The 22246-nt window shown below is 41.8% G+C and carries 20 protein-coding genes; 8 read left to right on the forward strand and 12 right to left on the reverse strand.

The features are described from left to right. Window positions 1-103: 103 nt before the first annotated feature. Both M0696_RS13465 and yraA read left to right on the forward strand, forming a co-directional pair. Complete coding sequence (locus tag M0696_RS13465) at window positions 104-1153, forward strand: NAD(P)-dependent alcohol dehydrogenase (RefSeq protein ID WP_222143229.1); 1050 nt, start codon at window positions 104-106, stop codon at window positions 1151-1153. A gap of 150 nt (window positions 1154-1303) precedes the next feature. Beyond that, entirely contained in the window at window positions 1304-1813 is a 510-nt protein-coding gene (gene yraA, locus M0696_RS13470) for a cysteine protease YraA (protein WP_222143230.1), read from the forward strand. Window positions 1814-1896: 83 nt separating this feature from the next. Here yraA and M0696_RS13475 read toward each other — a convergent pair whose 3' ends face one another. The 10 genes from M0696_RS13475 to M0696_RS13520 form a co-directional block, all read right to left on the reverse strand. Beyond that, entirely contained in the window at window positions 1897-3906 is a 2010-nt protein-coding gene (locus M0696_RS13475) for a glycoside hydrolase family 32 protein (protein ID WP_248602777.1), read from the reverse strand. Continuing rightward, window positions 3863-3967: a hypothetical protein gene (locus tag M0696_RS13480; RefSeq protein WP_248602053.1), complete on the reverse strand. Its 105-nt coding sequence runs from the start codon at window positions 3965-3967 to the stop codon at window positions 3863-3865. Before M0696_RS13480 ends, M0696_RS13475 begins: the two co-directional genes overlap by 44 nt. A 118-nt stretch (window positions 3968-4085) precedes the next feature. Continuing rightward, on the reverse strand, window positions 4086-4913 hold the full coding sequence (gene levG / locus M0696_RS13485; RefSeq protein ID WP_024714937.1) for a PTS fructose transporter subunit IID: 828 nt from the start codon (window positions 4911-4913) through the stop codon (window positions 4086-4088). 21 nt (window positions 4914-4934) lie between these two features. After that, on the reverse strand, window positions 4935-5741 hold the full coding sequence (gene levF, locus M0696_RS13490) for a PTS fructose transporter subunit IIC (RefSeq protein ID WP_166850336.1): 807 nt from the start codon (window positions 5739-5741) through the stop codon (window positions 4935-4937). Between the two features lie 16 nt (window positions 5742-5757). Next, window positions 5758-6246, reverse strand: coding sequence for a PTS fructose transporter subunit IIB (gene levE / locus M0696_RS13495; protein WP_166850333.1), 489 nt, complete (start codon window positions 6244-6246; stop codon window positions 5758-5760). Then, window positions 6246-6686 carry a PTS fructose transporter subunit IIA gene (gene levD / locus M0696_RS13500; RefSeq protein WP_166850329.1) on the reverse strand — a complete coding sequence of 147 codons (441 nt, stop codon included), beginning with the start codon at window positions 6684-6686 and terminating at the stop codon, window positions 6246-6248. Before levD ends, levE begins: the two co-directional genes overlap by 1 nt. A 190-nt stretch (window positions 6687-6876) precedes the next feature. After that, window positions 6877-9681 (reverse strand): transcriptional regulator LevR, encoded by a 2805-nt coding sequence (gene levR, locus M0696_RS13505; RefSeq protein ID WP_248602054.1) that lies wholly within the window; start codon window positions 9679-9681, stop codon window positions 6877-6879. A 391-nt stretch (window positions 9682-10072) separates the two neighbouring features. Next, on the reverse strand, window positions 10073-10699 hold the full coding sequence (locus M0696_RS13510) for a hypothetical protein (RefSeq protein WP_248602055.1): 627 nt from the start codon (window positions 10697-10699) through the stop codon (window positions 10073-10075). A 127-nt stretch (window positions 10700-10826) separates the two neighbouring features. Beyond that, window positions 10827-11222, reverse strand: a complete 396-nt coding sequence (locus M0696_RS13515; RefSeq protein ID WP_248602056.1) for a hypothetical protein — start codon at window positions 11220-11222, stop codon at window positions 10827-10829. Between the two features lie 26 nt (window positions 11223-11248). Next, the gene (locus M0696_RS13520; RefSeq protein WP_248602057.1) at window positions 11249-11461 is read right to left on the reverse strand and encodes a hypothetical protein; all 213 of its coding nucleotides are present in this window, start codon (window positions 11459-11461) and stop codon (window positions 11249-11251) included. 250 nt (window positions 11462-11711) lie between these two features. Here M0696_RS13520 and M0696_RS13525 point away from each other — a divergent pair, with 250 nt between their 5' ends. Continuing rightward, window positions 11712-13100: an amino acid permease gene (locus M0696_RS13525; RefSeq protein WP_222143234.1), complete on the forward strand. Its 1389-nt coding sequence runs from the start codon at window positions 11712-11714 to the stop codon at window positions 13098-13100. 109 nt (window positions 13101-13209) lie between these two features. Here M0696_RS13525 and M0696_RS13530 read toward each other — a convergent pair whose 3' ends face one another. After that, window positions 13210-13842 carry a LysE family transporter gene (locus M0696_RS13530; protein ID WP_222143420.1) on the reverse strand — a complete coding sequence of 211 codons (633 nt, stop codon included), beginning with the start codon at window positions 13840-13842 and terminating at the stop codon, window positions 13210-13212. Between the two features lie 151 nt (window positions 13843-13993). Here M0696_RS13530 and M0696_RS13535 point away from each other — a divergent pair, with 151 nt between their 5' ends. From M0696_RS13535 to M0696_RS13555, 5 genes are all read left to right on the forward strand, one after another. Next, on the forward strand, window positions 13994-14821 hold the full coding sequence (locus tag M0696_RS13535; protein ID WP_166850311.1) for a TrmB family transcriptional regulator: 828 nt from the start codon (window positions 13994-13996) through the stop codon (window positions 14819-14821). 202 nt (window positions 14822-15023) lie between these two features. Beyond that, entirely contained in the window at window positions 15024-15524 is a 501-nt protein-coding gene (gene sigV, locus M0696_RS13540) for an RNA polymerase sigma factor SigV (RefSeq protein ID WP_222143235.1), read from the forward strand. Further along, window positions 15524-16381: an anti-sigma-V factor RsiV gene (rsiV, locus tag M0696_RS13545; protein WP_222143236.1), complete on the forward strand. Its 858-nt coding sequence runs from the start codon at window positions 15524-15526 to the stop codon at window positions 16379-16381. Before sigV ends, rsiV begins: the two co-directional genes overlap by 1 nt. A gap of 110 nt (window positions 16382-16491) precedes the next feature. Beyond that, a complete protein-coding gene (locus M0696_RS13550; RefSeq protein WP_248602058.1) occupies window positions 16492-18408 on the forward strand; it encodes an acyltransferase family protein in 1917 nt (638 codons plus the stop codon). 125 nt (window positions 18409-18533) lie between these two features. After that, entirely contained in the window at window positions 18534-18830 is a 297-nt protein-coding gene (locus M0696_RS13555) for a YrhK family protein (protein WP_222143238.1), read from the forward strand. 242 nt (window positions 18831-19072) lie between these two features. Here the strand turns inward: M0696_RS13555 and cypB are convergent, their stop codons facing one another. Further along, a complete protein-coding gene (gene cypB / locus M0696_RS13560; RefSeq protein WP_222143239.1) occupies window positions 19073-22237 on the reverse strand; it encodes a bifunctional cytochrome P450/NADPH--P450 reductase CypB in 3165 nt (1054 codons plus the stop codon). Between the last annotated feature and the right edge of the window lie 9 nt (window positions 22238-22246).

The raw sequence follows: 22246 nt of genomic DNA on the forward strand, positions 1-22246 counted from the left end.
CTTAAAGCGGACTTTAAGGTTTATCGTTATGTTGAAGACACGATAAAACATAAATAAGTGCATGTTTTTTACAACACTTATGATGAAGAAAGGATAGGTTCATATGTGTAATCAACATCAAACCCGTGTATTAAGCGTATCACATGCAAAAGCCAAATTTGAGCAAACGACGATTGAGCGAAGAGAATTACAGCCGCATGATGTCTTAATCGATATAAAATTCAGTGGGATTTGCCATTCAGACATCCATAGCGCATTTGATGAATGGGGCGGAGGCATATTCCCAATGGTGCCCGGACATGAAATTGCCGGTGTCGTAACAGCTGTTGGAGCAGAAGTGACTAAGTTTGCTGTCGGGGACCGCGTTGGTGTCGGCTGTTTTGTTGACTCCTGCGGAGAATGCGAATACTGTCTCAGCGGCGAGGAACAGTTCTGCACAAAGGGTGTTGTTCAAACCTATAACTCACTAGACTACGATGGAAATCCGACGTATGGCGGGTACAGCCAAAAAATCGTTGTCACTGACAGATTTGTTGTCCGTATTCCAGACAGTTTGGAAATGGATGTTGCCAGTCCGCTGTTGTGTGCAGGTATCACAACGTATTCCCCGCTGAAGCACTGGAATGTTGGGCCTGGTAAAAAGGTTGCCATTGTAGGCGTTGGAGGTCTAGGACATTTGGCAATTCAATTTGCACATGCGATGGGTGCAGAGGTAACCGTCCTGAGCCGCTCCATGAATAAAAAAGAGGAAGCTCTGGAACTTGGGGCAGATCATTACTTTGCTACAAGTGACCCAGCTACATTCACTGCATTGGCCGGGCGTTTTGACGTGATCTTAAATACAGTATCCGCAAATCTTGATGTAGACGCCTATCTATCAATGCTTCGTATTGACGGAACACTTGTAAATGTCGGAGCACCTGCTGAGCAGGACACATACAGTGTGTTTTCCTTAATCATGGGTCGCCGCAGCATTGCAGGTTCCCTTGTCGGCGGAATTGCCGAAACTCAAGAGATGCTTGATTTCGCTGCTGAACATGGCATCGTACCTAAAATCGAAGTAATCCGCGCTGACCAAGTGGACGAAGCATACGAACGTATCCTCCGAAGTGATGTCCGTTATCGATTTGTGATTGATATTTCCACATTGTAAGTCGAAAAAATGGGTTAGTCCTTAAATGGGCTGACCCGCTTTTATTTAATAGAAATTCACGAAAAACGGCCTCCTTAAGCAAATGTTTTGAAGGCCGGTCAATCTACCTGTTATCCTATAGGCATAGAGAGGTTATAGGAGGTTTTTTATATGAGCAAAAAAATTGCAGTTCTCGTTACAGACCAATTCGAAGATATCGAATATACAAGTCCGGCAAAAGCATACGAGGAAGCTGGCTACAGTGTCGTAGCTATCGATTTGGAAGCTGGCAAAGAAGTTACCGGTAAGCATGGCGAGAAAGTAAAGATTGATAAAGCAATCTCAGATGTGGATGCAAGTGAATTTGATGCACTTTTAATTCCTGGGGGATTCTCTCCGGATTTGCTTCGTGCAGATGATCGCCCTGGTGAATTCGCGAAAGCATTCATCGAAAATGAAAAACCGGTTTTCGCTATTTGCCACGGCCCGCAAGTACTGATTGATACTGATCTTCTGAAAGGCAAAGATATCACAGGCTACCGCAGCATCCGCAAAGATTTAATCAATGCCGGCGCAAACTACAAAGATGCAGAAGTAGTCGTCAGCCACAACATTGTCACAAGCAGAACACCTGATGACTTGGAAGCATTTAACCGCGAATCATTGAATTTGTTGAAATAATGAGAAGGCACAGACCGTTTGGGTCTGTGCCTTCTTTCAGTAATTGAACTTGATATATGACATGAAAATCCCATTATTTTATTTTAAGACTCCTTGTTTACATTCTGAAAGACAGCAGTCGCATCCCACACATTCAAGCCAAATTGACCTTCTGAGAATGTGGAATCATTTGCATCGATCACAAGACGATCATCTAAATAGATGTTAAAGTGATCGCCCCGTGCTTCAGTTTTCAGATGATACTTTTTATTTACGTCTATTGGCGTTTTGTATTCAGCAATGACAGTAGCGACACCGTTCTCAAATTTAAAGAATTTCACTAGGTCATGCTTCGCATCCACGTTGGCAAGATAACCGTTTTTGGCATCTTTATCAGAGCGAAACATAAGCGCGCCTGCCCCTCTTTCGTTTCCATCCTTAATGGTGATATCAGTTTCATAGGTGAAGTCTGATCCGGATGCTGAAGACAAGATAAAGGAATCGCCGTCTGACCCCCCTTGTTTCCCCTCAATTGTGTCGGCCCACGTGCCGTTTACAGTCGTCCAGCCAGTCAAATTTGAGATAAAAGGCGACGTTCCCCACACCTTTTTTAAAGGATAGATCGTTAAAGATTTTAGCTTTACACTGCCATTTTGAGCATATAATTCAAGACCTTTGCTTGATCTATCCGGGAAAATGATATCAGTTATGACCTGCTGTCCGTTATTCCCAAATACCTCAACTGAAGAGCGGTCGACAAAAACACGCATCTTTAACTTTCCATTTACCGGTTTTAGCGGAGCTGTTTGTATTCCGGTGTTAAAGGTCGGATTAAAGGTGACGTTCCCCGACTTGCTCCGGTCAACGAACAGTTTGGCGTTCTTTCGATCATAGCCGACTTTTGTGAATTGATTTCTGCCTGTTCGAACTTTAAAACCAAATTCAGGAGCTGAACCTGGAGATACTTGAAACTCTGCATTTAATTCATATGCATCTCCAGACAGGCCCGCTAACACATTTTGGCTTGCGGGCGATATGGTCTTTTTCTTCCACTTCTTAGAGGTCCCGCGAATGGTTTGCAGCTCTTTTACTGGAGTTTGGACTACTCTAACTCCTCCAGTAAGCGTTTTCAATTTTAACTCTCTTGGAATGGAGGCTGCACTTCTCCATGGGGATGTAGGAACATCATTCGCATATTGCCAATTGCTCATCCAGCCTAACCAAAGCCGCCGGCCGTCCGAGGCTGGAATATCAGACCAGGATACAGCCGCATAAAAGTCTTTGCCGTAATCCGTCCAAAGAACTTTGTCTGACGGATTTTCATTTTTAAAATGCGTCCCATCAAAGTCCCCTACAAAATATTGCATGCCTGATCCTCCCGAAACCGCCCCGTTTCCGACACTGACCTGCATCACCCATTTTTTTTCATTCGGATTGCCGTCTACCGGAAGCTCAAACAAATCCGGGCACTCCCATACTCCCCCATGACTTCCTTGCCCCTGTCCAAATTCACTTGCATACGTCCACTGCTTCAGATTTTTGGACGTATAAATAAGGATCCGGTCTCCGGCCGCAAGCACCATCACCCACTTGTTTTCTTTTTCATACCAAAAGACTTTTGGATCGCGAAAATCTTTTTTTCCCGGGTTTGGAATGATAGGGTTGCCAGCGTATTTCGTCCACGTTCTTCCTTTGTCATTGCTATAGGCGATACTCTGCACTTGATGGCCTTCTCGATCCTGTGTATAAATAGCCACTAGCGGCTTCTCTTTGCCTGTCTGAAAACCGCTTGTGTTATTCCTGTCTACAACTGCGCTTCCTGAAAAGATCGTGCCTTTGTCATCCGGAGCCAGCGCAACAGGAAGGTGCTTCCACGTAACCAAATCTTCGCTCACGGCATGCCCCCAATGCATGGGGCCCCACTGAAGCCCGTATGGATGGTATTGATAGAACAAGTGATATTCTCCAGCATAATATACCATCCCGTTTGGATCATTCATCCAGTTTGCTTCCGGCGTGAAATGATATTGAGGACGATAATCCTCGTCATAGTAGCTTGAATCGGCTGCCTCAGCCGGAAATGCCATAGTCAACAGCAGGATGAACATGATCATGACTTGAATAAGTCTCTTTTTCATTTGTTTCGCTCCTCTCTTCATGTTTGATCACTTTCAAGAGAGACTGCTGCGCAAGCTAATCCGTTTCTGGCAATTCTCCTCTGTTCGCTGTTATCCGAATGATTGATATATGGTAGATTGCTGCAGTTTCCCTCTTCTTTCTTACATCACACAGCTTATGCTAAAAATCCAGCCCAATATCCAAGAATCCCGATAATAAAGATCCCGCAAATAATGAGAAGAGGATTCACCCCTTTGCGCAGCATCCATGCCACCAATAACGTTAACCCTAAAGGCAGCGCACCCGGCATAATGCTGTCTAACACATTTTGTACGGTTTGAACATCCACTTTTCCGCTTTCATCCTTAATCCTGGACACAACGATTGGAATGTTGATCGTGGTCCATTTGGAAACGAGAGCTCCCATGACAAATAACCCGAGAATTGAAGCACCCTCTGTAAGCTTTTGAATGCGATTCCCCGCTAAATCCTGCAGAATCTCCATTCCTTTTACATAGCCATACTTTAACCCGTAATATTTTGTGCTTAATCTTATGGCGTTCAGCAAGAAAAAGAATAACAAAGGGCCGGCAATGTTTCCTCCTAAAGCGAGGGATGCCCCTAACGCAGCTAAGACCGGACGAACCGTTCCCCAGAAAATCGGATCGCCTACACCCGCTATCGGGCCCATCAAACCGATTTTCATTCCACTTATTGCTTTTCCATCAATTCCTTTATTGTTCGCCATTTCTTCTTCCATGGCTGCCGTCACGCCGAATATAGGCGCTGTCAGCCACGGATGAGTATTAAACCATTCCAAATGCCGCTGCAGTGCTTCGTTTCTTTTCGCTCCGGGTCCGTACAATTTTTTGATCGCCGGTATCATGACATAACAATATCCCATGGCCTGCACACGTTCGAAGTTAAAGGAGCCAAGCAAAAAATTTGAACGAATAAACATGCTGAAAATTTCTTTTTTCGTTAATCGTTTTTCTTTCTCCATTGTTTCATCACCCCTCATTGTTTAGGCATCAAGATCATCATCGTCATCATAAACAGCCACATGGCCACTGTCTGATGCGGCGGCCACCGCTCCGTGCGCGTTATGTTTTTGCATCACCTGCTGGTATAAAAGCGCCAGACAGAGACCAAGAGCTCCAAATCCCACTAAGTTAAAATCAGTAAACGCCGCTAATAAGAAACCGATATAGAAAAATGGCTTTAAATAAGGAATATTCATCATATTGATCACCATGGCATACCCGACAACAACAATAATGCCTCCGCCTATTTGCAGCCCTTTTGTAATCACATCCGGAATATTTCCGAGGAACGCCTGAACAGCGCTGACACTAATCAAAGCAACAATCAATGTAGGAATCATGACGCGCAAAGCTTGAAACACCATCGCGGTAATATGCATAATTTCAATTCCTTTTATATTTCCTTCTTTTGCATATCGATCAGCGCGGTGAATGAAAAAGACAGTGATCGTCCGCACAAAAATCGTCAGCGCCTGACCCGCAGCTGCCAAAGCAACAGCGACGGCAATACCTTCTCCAATCCCCTGATCAGCGGTAATGACTAAAATGGTTGAGATGACAGAGGCAATCGCTGTATCAGGCGCCATGGCAAGGCCGACATTCATCCAGCCCAGCGCCATCAGTTCCAGTGTGCCTCCGAGGATAATCCCTGTTTTTAAATCTCCGAGCACCAAGCCAACTAGCGTGCAGGCCACAAGCGGCCGGTGTGTCTGTCCTTCATCCAATACACTTGCGATGCCGGTGATTGCTGCAATGATTAACAACAAAATAATTTGTAATGAAGACATATTCTCATCCCCTTGATTATTTTGTTACGTTCCGTAAAATCTGTACAAAATCCTCGCTGGCATCTGAAGGCAGCTGCCTCAATTCCAGTGTCACACCCAAGCCGCTTAACGTTTCAAACGCCTTTATATCTTGTTCTGTGACGCTGACTGATTTAGTGATTTGCCTGCGGTGGTTTTCAAAACGCATTCCCCCGACGTTTACGGTTTTGATCGGCACGCCTGCTTCTATAAGAGATACAATGTCGGACGGATTTTCAAACAAGAGCATCGCCGTTACTCCTTCATAGCGCGGACTATGAAACGCTTTTGCCATTTTTGAAACCGAAACGGCACTCGCTTTTACATTTGAAGGTGCAACAGAAAGGATCAATGTTTTTCTCATTTCGTCCTGTGCAATATCATCAGAAACAACGATAATTCGGTCTGCCGCATGCACTTTAATCCACCTTGTCAGGATTTGGCCGTGAATAAAGCGGTCATCAATTCTGGCTAACACAATGTTCATCACAATTCATCCTCTCTTGTTTCTTGATTGGCTGTTTTCACTTTTTCTAAATGTTCACTGCACACTTGAAAGCTTTGCTGGCTCATTGCTTTTAAGTTGTTCAGCAAATCTTTAAGGGTCAGATGTTCTCTCAGGCTTAATACCTCAAGCAGAATCGGCAGGTTTACGCCGGCTGCCATATCCATTCTTTGATCCTCAGCAATGAAAGAAGCTGCCGCGTTATATGGGGTCCCTCCAAAAATATCAACTAAAAAAAGCACTTCATTTTCTTCCGGAATATCCTTGAGCGCCTGTTGATATTTTTCTTGCAGCGTTTGAATCCCTTCTCCTTTAAAAAACGGCACTGCAATCAGGTTATTTTCTTCACCGAATATCATCCCTGAAGACTCTTTTAATGCTATGGGAAAATCTCCATGACCACTGATAATAACTGAAATCATATCCATTGCTCCTTCCTTTGTTTTGTACATCCATTTATAATGCAAGGATCGTGCCAACAAAGTTGTGTTAAGCGTTTTCATTAAATTTTCAGCCAATGACATTCTGTTGTTAAAACACTTGAAATCAAAAAAAATAACCTGTATTAAAATGGCGTTCCATTTAATACAGGTTCACATGAAAAAACCGCTTTTAAAACAGCTGGCCATGCACTTCTTCAGCGAAGATGGCGGCAATAAATAATTTTTCATCATCACTTATGCGAAGCCCAAGCTTTTGTTCATATGGGGCTAATGTCCGCTCTGTCACGTTTACCATTTCTTTCAGCTGATCATTTATTTCTTCTTCCTCTGAGAAAGCAATCGGATTCTGCTTAATCACCCTTTCAAAGGCGAACGCCGTATGCATGATGACTTTGATCAAAACTGCATTATTGAAAATGACTCCCAGCTCATCTTGAACAGTTTGCAGCCACTCTAATAACATTTCGTTAATATGATGGGGGTTCAAAAAGACAAGGTACTTTTTTAAGCTATCTTCGCAAAGCTCCCTGACAATGATATTTGCGTTCAATCCATTGCTCAAGGGGATGCTGCCTTTAGTAATCGCCTGTTGAATCAGCTTCTCTCCCTCCCCTTCAATTAACACTTCTAAAGATACATGCGGAGCATTGATTTTAGGATCTTTCGTTCCAACTGTCGCAAGGATCTCATACTCTTTTTCGATTTCTTTTATGCTATTTGCCAATTTAATGGATGAAACGGTCAATATATGAATCGGGGTATCGGAGGCCTTGTTTACGATCGTGGTCAGGATTTCTTCCAGCTTTTTGGCTGTTCCGCTGCCTGTCGTGCAGATGGAGACCAGTGCTTTCTTTTTGCCGGATGCCGCTGGCTGCCGCCCCCATAACTCAATAAAATCCTTCGTGACCGATTGATAAATTGCATGCAAATTCAAATCCAAATAATTCACCTTTCTGACAGCATCCAGCACCATTGAGGTCGTAACATTGCTGATTGTTTTAATGGAAATGCCTGTCTTTTCCTCAAGCTTACTTTCCAGCATCGCAAGTGACCCCATGTCTACCAGCATTAAAACACCTTCGCCTTCGTCAACCTGTTTCATTTTTTCCGCTACGCATTCGATAATTTCCGAAGGTGAAACAGAAAGCGGCATATCAACTGCTGCAATTGGAGTGCTTCCTAACAGTTCTGTCGCAACTTCAACCATTGAACTCGCCGTGCTATTCCCATGTGCAGCCACAATAATACCGACTCTTTTGTTTTCTTTTAACGATTTGATGGAATGAATCAGCATCGTTAGGTAGATAACCTCTATTTCCGGAATGGCCACTTTAAAATATTCCTGAATATTTTCTTTAAAAATCATCGCCACCCGATATTCTTTCACATGAGTATCACGGATTTCATTAGTCTCCTGTGTATTTAAAACATCAATTTGCTTTCCGCGCTTTAAAAATGCGTCAATATGCATACTTAAGAAATAAATAAATTTACGGTCAAATGTGCATTCGAGCTCATGTTCAGCTATTTCTTTTAATTGTTTTGTCATTTGAATCACGTCATCTTCAACGAATGTCAGCAGGCTGTCCTTTTGAAACGCCCGATGATGAAAAAAACTTCTGACATGCAAATGGATATCAGTCAAGATGTATTGATTAATATCCTTTTTGGATAACCCTTCTTTCATTAGGGTTTTCACCTTTTCCTCAATCAAATGATACAAGTTAAATGAGAGGTCTTCGTCCATTTTTGTTGTTTCATCTTCTACAATCGGAGAGATAATCGTTGTTATATTGACATATTCAGAAATGGCTTTGCTTCTTTGCATATTTTTGCTGCTGGACATCCATTCTTGCTTGATTTCATCCGGCAGATCCCGAACAGTCAGCTCAATAACTTCATGTCTGTCAAGATTGTGCAAAAACCCGTGTGCACAAACTAACTGGACATTTGATTTCAGCTGTCCCACATTCCCAAATTTTGCAGAATGAATAAGCGCATTATAGACATCTATGTGCACACTCAGATTTTTCTTAATTCGCTCTGCTTCTTTTCCTAATAAAAACGTCGTCAGATCCACTCTTTCTTTAAGCGATCGTTCTTCAAGCGAAGGAATCTGAATGGTCATTGGGATTCTTCGCAAAAATGTTTTCAATAGTGCAGAACTCGGATTTTCTGTAGTGGCGCAAATAAACAATACGTTCGATGTTCGTTTATGTTCAGACTCTCCAAGCCGGTTATAAGAACCGCTGTCAATAAAATAAAACAGCATTTCTTGCCCCTCAGGAGGGAGACGGTGGATTTCATCCATAAAAAGAATGCCTCCATTGGCTTGTTCGACTAAACCAGCCTTATCCTCGCCGGCACCTGTAAATGAACCTTTTTTGTGTCCGAATAGTTGAGAAAGCAGTAATTGAGGATTGTTGTAGTAATCTGCACAGTTAAATGTAATAAATGGTGCACCGCTCTTCAAAATGTCAGAGTAAATGGCAAACTGGTATATCCGGTTCGCAAAAAGGGATTTACCCGAACCTGTCGGCCCTAAGAGGAGCATATGCAGACCGTTCGGCGGATAAAAGACAGCTGCTTTTGCCTGGGAGATTGCTTTCTTCAAGCTGCCTTTTGCCCCAATCATAAGCTCTAGAGGATTCGTGGAGATATGTTGATGATTCTTTTCGGGATTCCCGGAAAATGGCTCCAGGCCTTTCACTTCCATCATCTCTGTATCCCATTTTTTGTTGCATAACCGTTCCGCTATCTCGACTGGCAGGTATCGCACAGGAAATGTTTTAATTTTTATAACCTTTTTGGACCGGACGAGATTGTTCAATTCAAAACTGACATTGGACCGCTCCATTTTCAGCTGCTCAGCAATTTCCTTTGCTGAATTCCCCTGTACTTTTAAAAGATGATCTAAGCTGGAGTCCTGAAAATTATGCATGAGCTGATGGTATATTTTTTCTATTCTTTTCACGTCTATCATCCTTTGTCCTTATTAATAAGCCCTTAACAAGAATATTCCGAATCTTTATGGCGGACAGCCTTGTTTTTATCTATTGATATTCTCCCAGAAAGGTCTCTATAGCAGATTGACAACGTTACCTTTTATACCTATGTGTTTATCACTACAAATCATTTACATCTCATATTAGTATTTTAGAATCGCAGTTCTTAAGGGCAGGACCCCTTCAAAAGTAATGATCAGTAAACAGTTTATCATTCTTGAGGAATGGAATGATGTCAAAATCATGAATGACAAAAAACAAAACTTATGAACCAGGACAAACTTCCCAAAACATATTCCCGCCCATGACATCAATTGAATAACAAAAAAAGCGGACACTTTATGTGTCCGCCATAGTGATTCATGATAAGAAATCAGGATTCAGCAACTGCTCGATCTTTCTCTTTTCATGATGCAAAACTTCTTCATTCTTACAATACATCTGGAAGGTCAATGAATCAGTAAACTTAAAAACTTTATCTCCATCAGCAAAGAATAAATAATGATGATTTCTAACAGCCATCTTGCCCAGGATTGAAAAATCACCGATATGATCAATTTGATATCCCCTGCAGTTTTCAATCAAAGTGGACGTATGATCATACAATCCGTTACCTATTAGAAAAGACTTGTACGCTTTATAAGCGTCAGCAAACTCATCATCCATTATATCGTCCAGATGACATTCTCCCTCCCAGTCATTACTCAGAAAAGGCGTAACAATCGTTAGTTCGAAAGTTGATAGATAAGGAATTATCCATTGAAAAAATAGATCCTCCATATGGACCCACTGCTTTTTCGATAGTTTTATGTTTGAATACGGATTCTCGACTGAGTCAAAACCGAATGATTGATAAAACTCTTTTATGATAAGCATATTCTCCGGGAGACCAATCATGATTCGATGTTTATTATTCTTTTGGTGCTCCCAATCAAAAAACCGATATTCTGATAAGATTGTCAATAGCTTCGCTGTATGTATTTTCATTATATGTCCTGCCTCGTGTCATTCATTTCGCCTGTATCCTTTTTAATGAGCTGGCCCTCGTAAGTATACTGTCATCATCTATCCTAGCAAAACAAAAAAGACATCGTCAAAACGATGTCTTTTGCCATTACATATTTGTTGCTGTTTTCACTCGGTCACGAATGACAGTTACGCCAGTAGGGCGTTTCACCAAGATCTCTTTTCCTGGTTCGGCATCGAAATCCGCAATTGAAATCGAGTGAATGCCCCAGTTATCTGCGCCTAAATTATATTGATACATAGAACCATCACGATCATGTATCACAATTAATAGATTTTGTTTTTTTACAATTAATTCAGAACCGGGAATTCCATCTAAATCGACTCCCGGTGTGTCCTTATATAGCCCGATAGATGGTGAACCAAGGACTTGATAGAATCTTAAGTTATGTGTTTTATGATGCAAGACTTTTACGCCCTGTTTACCGCCATCAACTGCCAAAAATACTAAATCAGTGACACCATCTCCATCTGTATCAGTCACCTGATTTAAACCCCAGCTTGCTCCAATTAGGTATGTAAAGCTGAAGCCTCCTGATTTTGAATTTCAAGACGTTGTCCGAGGTTGTATGCCAGTTCATTGCTGCCGTCTCCGTCTAAATCCCAAGTTCCCATAAAACCTCTTATAGCTGCTTGTGAGCTTTTGGGAGACACCGTCATGCATAATATCAATAGTACAAGGGTGAAAATGCTGATCAACATCATTTTCTTCAGCGAATTCATACTTTTTCCTCTTTTGCTGAACAAGAATATTTTACAGTTTTTTCAATATAAACAACACTGAACATTTTCCTGTTTTCTCTACTAATAAATAGAAATGAAAGTAGAAATAGAGTGAGAGATATTTAGCACCTTTACAAACAAGTAAATGAAATTATATTTTTAAAATTTAAAAATTAAACATTATATTCTCTTAAATGGTATAATATCCGATAAAACTTTATTCATCTTTTATTATTGGAGGAAAATAAAATTGACAGGCAATTCTAACAAAGACAATTTGGGACAACAACAAAAATTGTCTAGAGGCCTTAAAAACAGGCATATACAATTAATGGCGATTGGGGGTGCAATCGGGACTGGTTTATTCTTAGGCTCAGGAAAATCCATCCACTTTGCGGGACCATCCATTTTATTTGCTTACTTGATCACCGGAGTATTTTGCTTTTTCATTATGCGTTCCCTCGGAGAACTGCTCTTATCAAATACGGGGTATCACTCTTTCGTTGATTTTGTAAGAGACTATTTAGGCAACATGGCAGCGTTTATCACTGGCTGGACCTACTGGTTCTGCTGGATTTCTCTCGCGATGGCTGATTTGACGGCGGTCGGGATTTATACGCAATATTGGCTGCCAGGTGTGCCTCAATGGCTGCCAGGTCTTCTTGCGCTGATCATCCTGCTGATCATGAATCTTGCCACCGTTAAACTTTTCGGAGAATTAGAATTCTGGTTTGCATTGATCAAAGTCATTGCCATACTGGCTCTTATCGTAACTGGTATTTTTTTGATTGCCAAAGGTTTTTCCACAGCTTCCGGCTCAGCCAGCCTCACGAATCTTTGGAACCACGGCGGCATGTTTCCAAATGGATGGCATGGATTTATCCTTTCATTCCAAATGGTTGTCTTCGCTTTTGTGGGAATTGAACTTGTTGGCCTGACAGCAGGTGAAACAGAAAATCCCCAAAAAGTAATCCCTAAAGCCATCAATCAAATCCCTGCCCGGATTTTACTTTTTTATGTCGGCGCACTTTTTGTCATTATGTGTATCTATCCTTGGAATGTTTTGAACCCAAATGAAAGCCCATTTGTTCAAGTCTTTTCTGTTGTAGGCATCGTTGCCGCTGCCAGTATAATCAATTTTGTTGTATTAACATCAGCTGCATCAGCAGCCAATAGCGCTTTATTCAGCACAAGCCGCATGGTCTATTCTCTTGCCAAGGATCATCACGCACCTGGATTGCTAAAGAAACTGACTTCATCTAAAGTTCCAAGCAATGCGCTGTTCTTTTCAACCATCGCCATTCTGATTGGCGTTAGCCTGAATTATATAATGCCAGAGCAAGTCTTCACACTGATTACCAGTGTTTCTACTATATGTTTCATTTTCATTTGGGGCATTACGGTGATTTGCCATCTGAAATATCGAAAAACAAGGCAGGATAATGCGAAAGAAAGCAAATTTAAAATGCCTTTTTACCCATTATCCAACTACTTAACACTCGCATTTCTCGCATTCATTCTTGTCGTATTGGCACTGGCGAATGATACACGTGTAGCTTTGTTTGTCACTCCGGTCTGGTTTATTTTATTGATTATTATGTATAAGGTACAGACCACCAGAGGAAGTAAAATGAAATAACAAAAAGACAAGGGATACACCCTCCCTTGTCTTTTTTGTATGCGCCGGACACTGCTTATATTTTGGGTCTCCAATAGTATTTTAGGCGACCAGCCAACAGAACCGAATCTTAATTCAAACCAGTTTTGATGCCAAAACCTACCAATATAATACCGGTTACTTTTTGAAACGCTTTCTGGAATTTCGAGTTTTTCATCCATTTTTTTGCGAAATCAATGATATAAACGAGAAACAGGAACCATAACACCGCTAACAAGGTTAGGATTGAAGCTAAAATGATGAGCTGCTGGTTTATATTCCCCTTCAGATTGATAAATTGGGGCATGATTGTAACATAAACCAAAACAGTTTTAGGATTGAGAATGTTACTAAGTGATCCTTGCATAAAGGAAGTCTTATAATAACGTTTCGGAGAATTTCCCGTGGTTGTTGCTTGGGATTGCATGTCATCTATAGAAAACATGCTTTTGGCAAAAAAACTTTTGATTCCTAAATAAATTAAGTATGCTGCTCCCAAATATTTGATTGTTGTAAAAAGAAAAACCGACTTTGCAATCACCACTGATAAACCTAAAATGGCGATAACCGTCCAAAAGGAAAGTCCTGTTGCCAATCCAAGAATGTTATAACGGCCAGCCTTTGCGCCGTATCTAAGGGTATTTTTCATAACAAGCATTGTATCTGCACCCGGTAAAATAACCATCATGGCAGCGATCGGTATGTATGTGAGTAAGCTGTGCATTTCTTCTCCCCCTTTAAAAAATCCCCACAACATATAGTGACTACAAAAGTAACTACTTATAAAATTGTATCAATGGGTTTGGAATAAATCAATATGGTTTGTTAAAATAGCGAGTACAAAGGCAACGACTGCTTTTTATATTGGAGGATGTATGAAGGAAAATATGTTAGACATTTTAAAAAATCTCAATTTTACCGAATATGAATCAAAAGCATATCTTGCTTTATTGCAAGATTCACCTTTAACAGGCTATGCCGTCGCCAAAAAATCCGGAGTGCCCCGTTCTAAAATTTATGAAGTCTTGGAAAGCCTTGTCATCAGAGGAGATGTTTTTGTAAGTCATGGAAATACGCCTCAGTATGTCCCTGTCCCCGCTAAAGAACTGATTAAAAACCGCCGGCTCAAAGCGGAAGAGCATTTTGACCAGGCTGAGAAATACTTTGAAAAATTCGAGCAGACTGCAAACGACCGGGAGAATATCTGGAATATCACCGGACGCAAAGAAATTCTTGAAAAGGTGAAGGCTTGTATTTTATCTGCCAAAAAAAGAATCCTCTTAGAAATATGGAAAGAGGATTTTGAAGAGATAGAATCAGAGCTAAAGCAGGCGGCAAATCAAGGTGTCATTGTCACCATTATTGCGTACGGAGACATCGTATCTGATTTTGCTACTGTTTACCTTCATGATATGAGCAGTGAAATTACAGAAGAGTATGACGGACGGTGGCTTGTCTATAGCGGAGATGATTCAGAAGTCGTAGCAGGTATCGTCTCTCTTGGCAACGACAGCCGTGCTGCATGGACAATGCATGTAGGATTAGTCATGCCTATTACTGAAGTGATCATTCATGATCTGTACCTCATGGAAATTTTGAAAAAACATAGAGGACTTTTAGAAGAAAGCTTTGGAAAAAACCTCATCCAGCTGCGCCGCAAATTTTCTATCCACTCAGATTTCAAAAAACATTATTTGGAATAGAACAATAGTACAAAAAACATGGCTTGTATCAACAAGCCATGTTTTTTTATGCATTCTTTCTACAAAGTTTTTAGGATCCTCCCTCTCTGATCATTTCTTTTAAAAAAATGCTATTCTGCGCAAACTATTTTTCAGCCTTCCGCGTCTATCCTAGGTAACAGCCTATGATATACGTATATACAAAAAGGAGCCCTTTATTGCAATGAAGAAAAAACAAACAATAAAAGCGTTGCTTGTCACGTGCATAACTAATCATAAACAAGATTTCTACCGGTTGGCTTTCAGTTATGTAAAAAATCAAGACGACGCATTAGATATTATTCAAGAATCTATAAAAAAAGCGCTGAGCTCAGTTGAAACGGTCAGAAACCCTGAAACGATAAAAAGCTGGTTTTATAAAATTTTAGTACGTACAGCTATTGATTTTTTGCGCAAACAAAAAAAGGTAAAAGTGATGGATGACGATACGTTAGAGTTTTTAAGCAACGGAAAAGAAGACCACTACAAGGACACTGATCTTCATGAAGCGCTTGACGAGTTGCCATACCGCTATAAAACCATTATTATTTTGCGTTTTTTTGAAGATCTCAAATTAGATGAAATTGCAGAAATAACAGGGGAAAACATTAATACCGTCAAAACGCGCCTATACAGAGCATTGAAGCTGATGCGCATTCAGTTGACGAAGGAGGATCTTTCTTAATGGATAAAAGATTGCAGCAATTAAGAGAAGAATATAAAAGTGTTCAGATTCCTAAAGAACTTGATATCATTGTTGAAAATGCCCTTCAGCAAGAAACAAAAAAGAAAAAAATCGTCATGTGGCCGACATCAGCAGCTGTTGCGGCGGCTATTTTATTCACTGCACTTGTAAACATCAACCCTGACGCAGCGCAAGCAATGTCGAAAATCCCTGTCATCGGTAAGATTGTCAAAGCCATCACTTTTATTGAGATTAAAGAAGAAAAAGATCAATCGAGCATCGATGTTAAAACACCTGCTCTATCCGGACTTTCTAATAAAGAGCTTGAAAACAGCATTAACCAGAAATACTTGAAAGAAAGCAAGCAGCTGTACAAGGAATTTATACAGGCCACATCCAAAAACAAAAAAGGACATCTCAGCATCTATAGTGATTACGAGACAGTAACAGACACGCCAGATCTACTCTCTATCCGGCGCGATATTGAAAAAATACAAGCATCTTCTTACACCCAAAGCCGTTATATCACAATTGACAAAAAAAATGATATCTTACTGACATTAAAAAGCTTATTCAAAGATGAGCGTTATATCAAAGCCATCAGCCAAAACATCAAAGAACAAATGAAACAGCAAATGAAGGAAGATCCAAATAAAATATATTGGCTCACTGATGAAGATGCAGAACCATTCAAAACGATTCTTCCTGATCAAACGTTTTACATTACCGAAGATCATAAACTTGTGATCTCATTTGATGAATATGAAGTCGCCCCCGGATATATGGGCGTTACCGAGTTTAAAATTCCAACCAGCGTCATATCAAGCTTGCTCGTGGGAGATCGTTATATTCGATAATAAAAAAACATCCAACTGACATGATGGATGTTTTCTATCTTCTCTATTTGAGGTCGTAATCTAGCTATCAAAAACAACGAGAATATCTGCATACTATTGGAGGAATACCCATGTATCACAAGACACAGCATCATCGATACATCCCTGGACTCGATGGCCTTCGGGCTTTTGCCGTCCTGTCAGTTATCGCATATCACCTAAACTTCAATTGGGCTAATGGCGGCTTCATTGGAGTCGATATCTTTTTTGTTTTATCCGGCTATTTAATTACATCCATTCTATTGCCGGTACATGGAAATGCTATCAGCCTTGATTTTCGGGACTTTTGGGTTCGCCGAATTCGGCGGCTCCTGCCAGCAGCTTACCTTATGATCTTTTCTGCTGTTATTTGGGTTGTATTGTTTGATAGGGAACTATTGCATACTGTACGCGGAGATGCCATTTCTTCTCTTTTTTATATAAGTAATTGGTGGTTTATTTTTCACAAGCTATCATATTTTGATAGTTTCGGTTCCCCATCACCTCTAAAAAACCTTTGGTCGCTGGCGATTGAAGAACAATTTTATATGATATGGCCGATGTTCCTTGTTGCTGGAATGTACATATTTAAAAGCCGCGCCAGATTGGCGGCCGCGGTGTCATTGCTGGCGCTTTGTTCAGCCGTGATGATGAGCTTTTTGTATGATCCCGGCGCAGATCCGAGCCGCGTGTATTACGGTACAGATACTCGTTCGTTTGAACTTCTCATCGGATGTGCCTTAGCATTGGTATGGCCGATGAAAAGGCTGTCTTCCAACAGGCTGCCAAACAAACTGAAGCACACTTTGCGTGCTACTGAACTTACGGCATTTTGTATATTAGTGCTGTGTGTCTATTTCACAGATGAATACGAGCCTTTTCTTTACAGAGGCGGCATGCTTTTGATTAGCATGGTCGCCGCAATCCTTATTGCATGTATTTGCCATCCGAGCAGCTTTTTAGGCAATCTGCTTTCATGGAGGCCGCTCCGTTGGCTTGGAACAAGGTCTTATGGTATTTATCTTTGGCACTATCCTGTTATTGTGTTGAGCACGCCAGTCCAAGAAATCGGAAACCCTGTTTTTTGGCATATCGTGCTAAAGGTCATTGCTACATTTATACTCGCAGAGTTTTCTTATCAGTGCATTGAGAAGCCGATAAGGACTCAGGGATTTAGATCCTTTTTCCGCCGTGTTTTTATACATAGAATCAAGGAATGGAAAACGACATCTGTCATCAGTAAAATGTCAATTGGTTTCATCATTATCGCTCTACTTATCTTTGCGGGAGGACTGTCTGGACTAGCCGGAGAGCAAAAGCACCCCACCAAGTGGACGTATAGCTCACAAGAAACAAACGCTCATACCAGCCAGACTTCTGAGGATAGTAAGAAAGCTGCAGCTGATAAAGACAAGGAAGACGATGCCGATCAAAAGACAACAGACTCCAATCAAGACCAAAAGGAGAACAAAGATAATAGACAAGAAGCTAATAAAAATAAAGACACGCAATCTCAGCAGGCGAAAGAACCCAAAGACTCTGATAAAGAAGTGTTAGCTATAGGAGATTCCGTCATGCTTGATATTGCCTCACACCTCCGTCAGTCACTTTCACATGTTACGATTGATGGAAAAGTGGGGAGGCAGATGTCTCAAGCTTTGGAGCTTACAAGGGAATACAAGTCTTTTAATCAGCCGAATAGAGCTGTCATTATTGAGCTGGGAACCAATGGCTACTTTACAAACAGCCAAATTGAACAATTGATTCAATCTTTCTCAAAAGCTCATATCTATCTTGTCAATACTAGAGTTCCCCGCCAATGGGAAAGCAAAGTAAATGAATCTTTGAAACAACAGGCCCACGCACATCAAAATGTTACGTTAGTTGACTGGCATACAGTGGCTCTTCAGCATCCAGAATACTTTACACCTGATGGCGTACACTTGGTTCCACAAGGGGCTAAAGCTTTGACTGGTCTTATTGTTCAGGCGATGGAATCGTTTTTGTAAAAAAAAGAAGCCCTATTTAAAAACATTGCTCATCTTTCTCTCATCATCCCCATTTTTTCAAACCAATTCTTATGTTTACATGTCGTTTACGTGAGGGTAAGCCAAAATAGAATGGAGGGATGATAGTGGCGGCTAATGAAGAACATGACATCAAAAAAGAACTGAAACGATACGAACTTTTTTTCAAAAAACGATATAAGATTCTTTATACAGTGAACGATTTTTCCATTGGTGCTTTGTTTCTCGTCGGGAGCTTTTTCTTTTTTTATGACCAGTTCAAGTCAGCAGGGATATGGCTGTTTGCGATTGGAAGCTTGCTGCTGTTAATCAGGCCCACGATTCGGCTGATTCATGACTTTCATTACCGAAAACATGTGGAACGCAAATTGAAACATCGATCTTCAACAGGTGGATCATCTTGAGGAATAGGTGGGTATAATATACCAAAAAAAACGATGCGCAAACTCAAAAACAAGACTTTTAGACTATTTATTTTTAAAAATAAGGTGAAAAACCTAAACTTTTGTCCCTGTTTGACGATATTAACAATAAGGCCGGCGCGATACTCCCTATAACATCCTTTTCAGTAGATTTCATTATCGTGCCGGTTTTCTCACATGCAAAGCAATCCCGCCATCTGATTGATGGCGGGATTTGATTTTTATTACATTCCTGTCCAAACGTCTTTTACATAGCGTTTTTGGTCTTGCAGCTTTTGCAGCCATAAGGAGGATTCTTCCTGACTTGCTCCTTTTTCAGCTTCATATGCCAGACGCAAAGTTTTCTCTACATCAGGAGCCATTTGCGATCCATCACCGCATACGTAAATGTGAGCCCCTTTTTCAATAAGTGATATCAGCTTCTGTGCATCTAGTTTGAGCAAGTGCTGGACATATCCTTTTGGTTCGTTTTCGACGCGTGAGTAGCACCTGCGGATGGTAACCAAACCATCCTGTTCCGCTTGATCCAACTCTTCTCTGTAAAGATCATCATGATCGGGTCGTCGGCAGCCAAAGTATAAAAGAGCTTCACCGAGCTCGCTTCCTTCCTTCTTCAAAACAGATCTTGCCTGAATAAAGCCCCTGAATGGCGCAATTCCTGTACCAGGCCCGACCATAATCATAGGCGTTTGAGGGTCATCTGGCATTTGGAATCCGGATTGAGGCGTTCGGATGAAACAGGCCGCTGCATCACCTGTATTCAGCTCTGCTAAATAATTAGAGGCGACGCCCCGGTATTCGCCTCGCCCGCTCCAGGCTGAAGCTTTAACAACGCCTACTGTCATGCTCACGATATTGGCGTTGACTTTCGGTGAGCTTGAAATGGAATAATATCTCGGTTTTAGTGATGGCAAAAGTGCTAAAAACCGCTCAAACGGCATTTCGCAGGCAGGGTAGTCCTCTAAAAGATCAAGCATGGTGAGACGTTTTGCCAGTACCCGCTCCTTATAAATGCCATCATCTGAAAGGAGCTGTTCCAGCTCTTTTTTATGCGGCGGACAGACTGTATAAGAAGCCAGCTCCCGCAGCTGAAGCCTTGAAGCCGGGTCCTGCAGCTCCACATAGGCCCCCAACAAATCCGTCACTTTGATTGGCCGATCCATCGGAAGATGAGCCATATGAGGGCCTCCGCTTATTTTTATCACATGATTGGACTGCAAATCGAATCGGCTGAGGACCCGCTGAACAAGCTTCTGGCTGTTTTTTGGCAGTATGCCGATATGATCGCCTTCTTTATATGTTTTGGCGTCAGGAATCTGCAATTCAATATGGCGGGTGGAACGCGGGCTATCAGCCGTCTGAAGCTCCCGGTTCTCTAAAACATTCCCTTCAAACGCGCCATATGCTTTGGCAAGCGGCGTTTCCGTCGCTTCACTGAGAAAAGTAATTGATAATGAGGGCCTGTCTTCTTTCTGAGATATTCCGTTTATATCAAATGCCTCCATCGTTTCCTTCCAGAAGCGGTTTTCCCACGACTCGCGCTGGCTTTCAAAATCATCGGCGGCATCGCCTTCCCCAATCGCTGTTAATCGTGATGCTCCCTTTGTTTTCATCATGTCATCTATGAGGCGGGGAATCCGCTGATACGTGCTGGCCCAGCTCCGGTTTCCGCAGCCGAATACCGCATAAGAAACACCTTTCAATTGTCCTTCCTCAAGCTCGTCCAGCCATTTTATAAAGCCGGCAGCATTATCAGGCGGCGCCCCATTATAGGAAGCCGTAACGATGACGACTGCGCCTTGTTCAGGAAGCTTGCCAATATAATCATCGAGCGAAGCCGTTTCGGCTGTAAAGCCCATCTGGCGTCCGTAAGCAGCCAGTTCACCGGCTATTCCTTCCGCTGTCCCAAGATTTGAACCGTACAGAACGAGTAATGGTGTGCCATGTTTAGGTTGTGTTTCTTTTGGCTTCGTTTCTGTTTTGATGTCAGCCTGTTCTCTTCTCTGTACATTGATTGCAGCTGTTTTCCGCGGTTTCACAGTAATCTTAAAGTCATCCGGTTTGATCGTTAATGCCTCTTTGATTTTCAGTTCGTATCCAGTATGGTTCATCAAATCAAAATGCTTTAATACAAGACCGAGAACCATTGTCGCTTCTTGGAGAGCAAACTGCATGCCGATACAAGCGCGCTGCCCGTTTCCAAACGGCTTATACGCATGGTGAGGAATACGCGAAGGGTCTTCAAACCGTTCCGGACGAAAATCTTCTGCATCCTCGCCCCAAACATTTTGGTCCCTGTGCAGTTTTGGAATCAAAACGGTGACAGGCTGCCCTTTGCTGATTGGGTATTCTCCGCCTAGAACAGTATCTTCCTTGGCATAGAGAGAAAATGCCGGAGCTGTTGGATACAGCCTGAGTGTTTCATTTAAAACCATCCGTATGTATTTCAGCTGCTGGATTTGTTTATAATCTGGCGTGTCATCAACTAACACACGATCCGTTTCCTCTTGCGCTTTTTTCAGTTTTTCCGGATGTGTAAGTAGACAGTAAATCGCAAAGGAAAGCAAACCGCTTGTTGTTTCATGCCCTGCAATTAAAAATGTGATGATTTGGTATCGAATGTTTTCATCATCAAGCGTTTCACCTGTTACAGGATCTTTTGCATAAAGCATGAGTGATAGAAGATCTTTAATGTTTTCATCCGGATTCGCTTTTCGCTCCGCTATCATTCTATCAACAAGGGAGTTCATGACTTCTATATCCTTCTGAAACTGCAGCTTCGTTTTGACCATCATCTTATCTTGCAGGCCCAGTCTTTTTGATTGATTCATCGCCTCTTTTAAGGCACGAAGCATACTGGTAATAAACGGATGCTGTGAATCACGGTAAAAGCTGTTGAAACGATAGTTAAACCCGCATAACCCAATCGTATCAAGTGTCAGACGGGTCATGTCGTCCGCTACATCAATTTCTTCATTAGGATTAAGCCGGCTCCATTTTTGAATCAGTTGGGATGCGATATCCAGCATCATAGAATGATAGCCTTTCATCGCCTTTTGACTGAAGCTCGGAAGCAAAATGCGGTGGGCTTTTTGCCAGTTCGGTTCGTGCGTCCAGCTTGTAAATAAGCCGTCTCCGCCGAACTCGCGCACCTTTAGCAAGCCTTTGCCAAGGTTTTTGTCAAAGCGGCTTTCATCACACACTTCAGCCACGAGATTGTGACCGGATACAAAAACACTGGACACCCCTGGAAAATCGAAACGGAAAATCGGACCCAATTCATCAGCGATCCGCCATAAGGATTGAGACAGCTGCTCTTTTTCCAGATGCGGAAGATTTTTCAAAGGTCCGTATGTTTTGGGCTGAGGTATTGCGCTTGCCTGTTTCATTAATACATC

This window comes from Bacillus rugosus (genome assembly GCF_023238245.1).
Classification (GTDB): Bacteria; Bacillota; Bacilli; order Bacillales; family Bacillaceae; genus Bacillus; species Bacillus rugosus.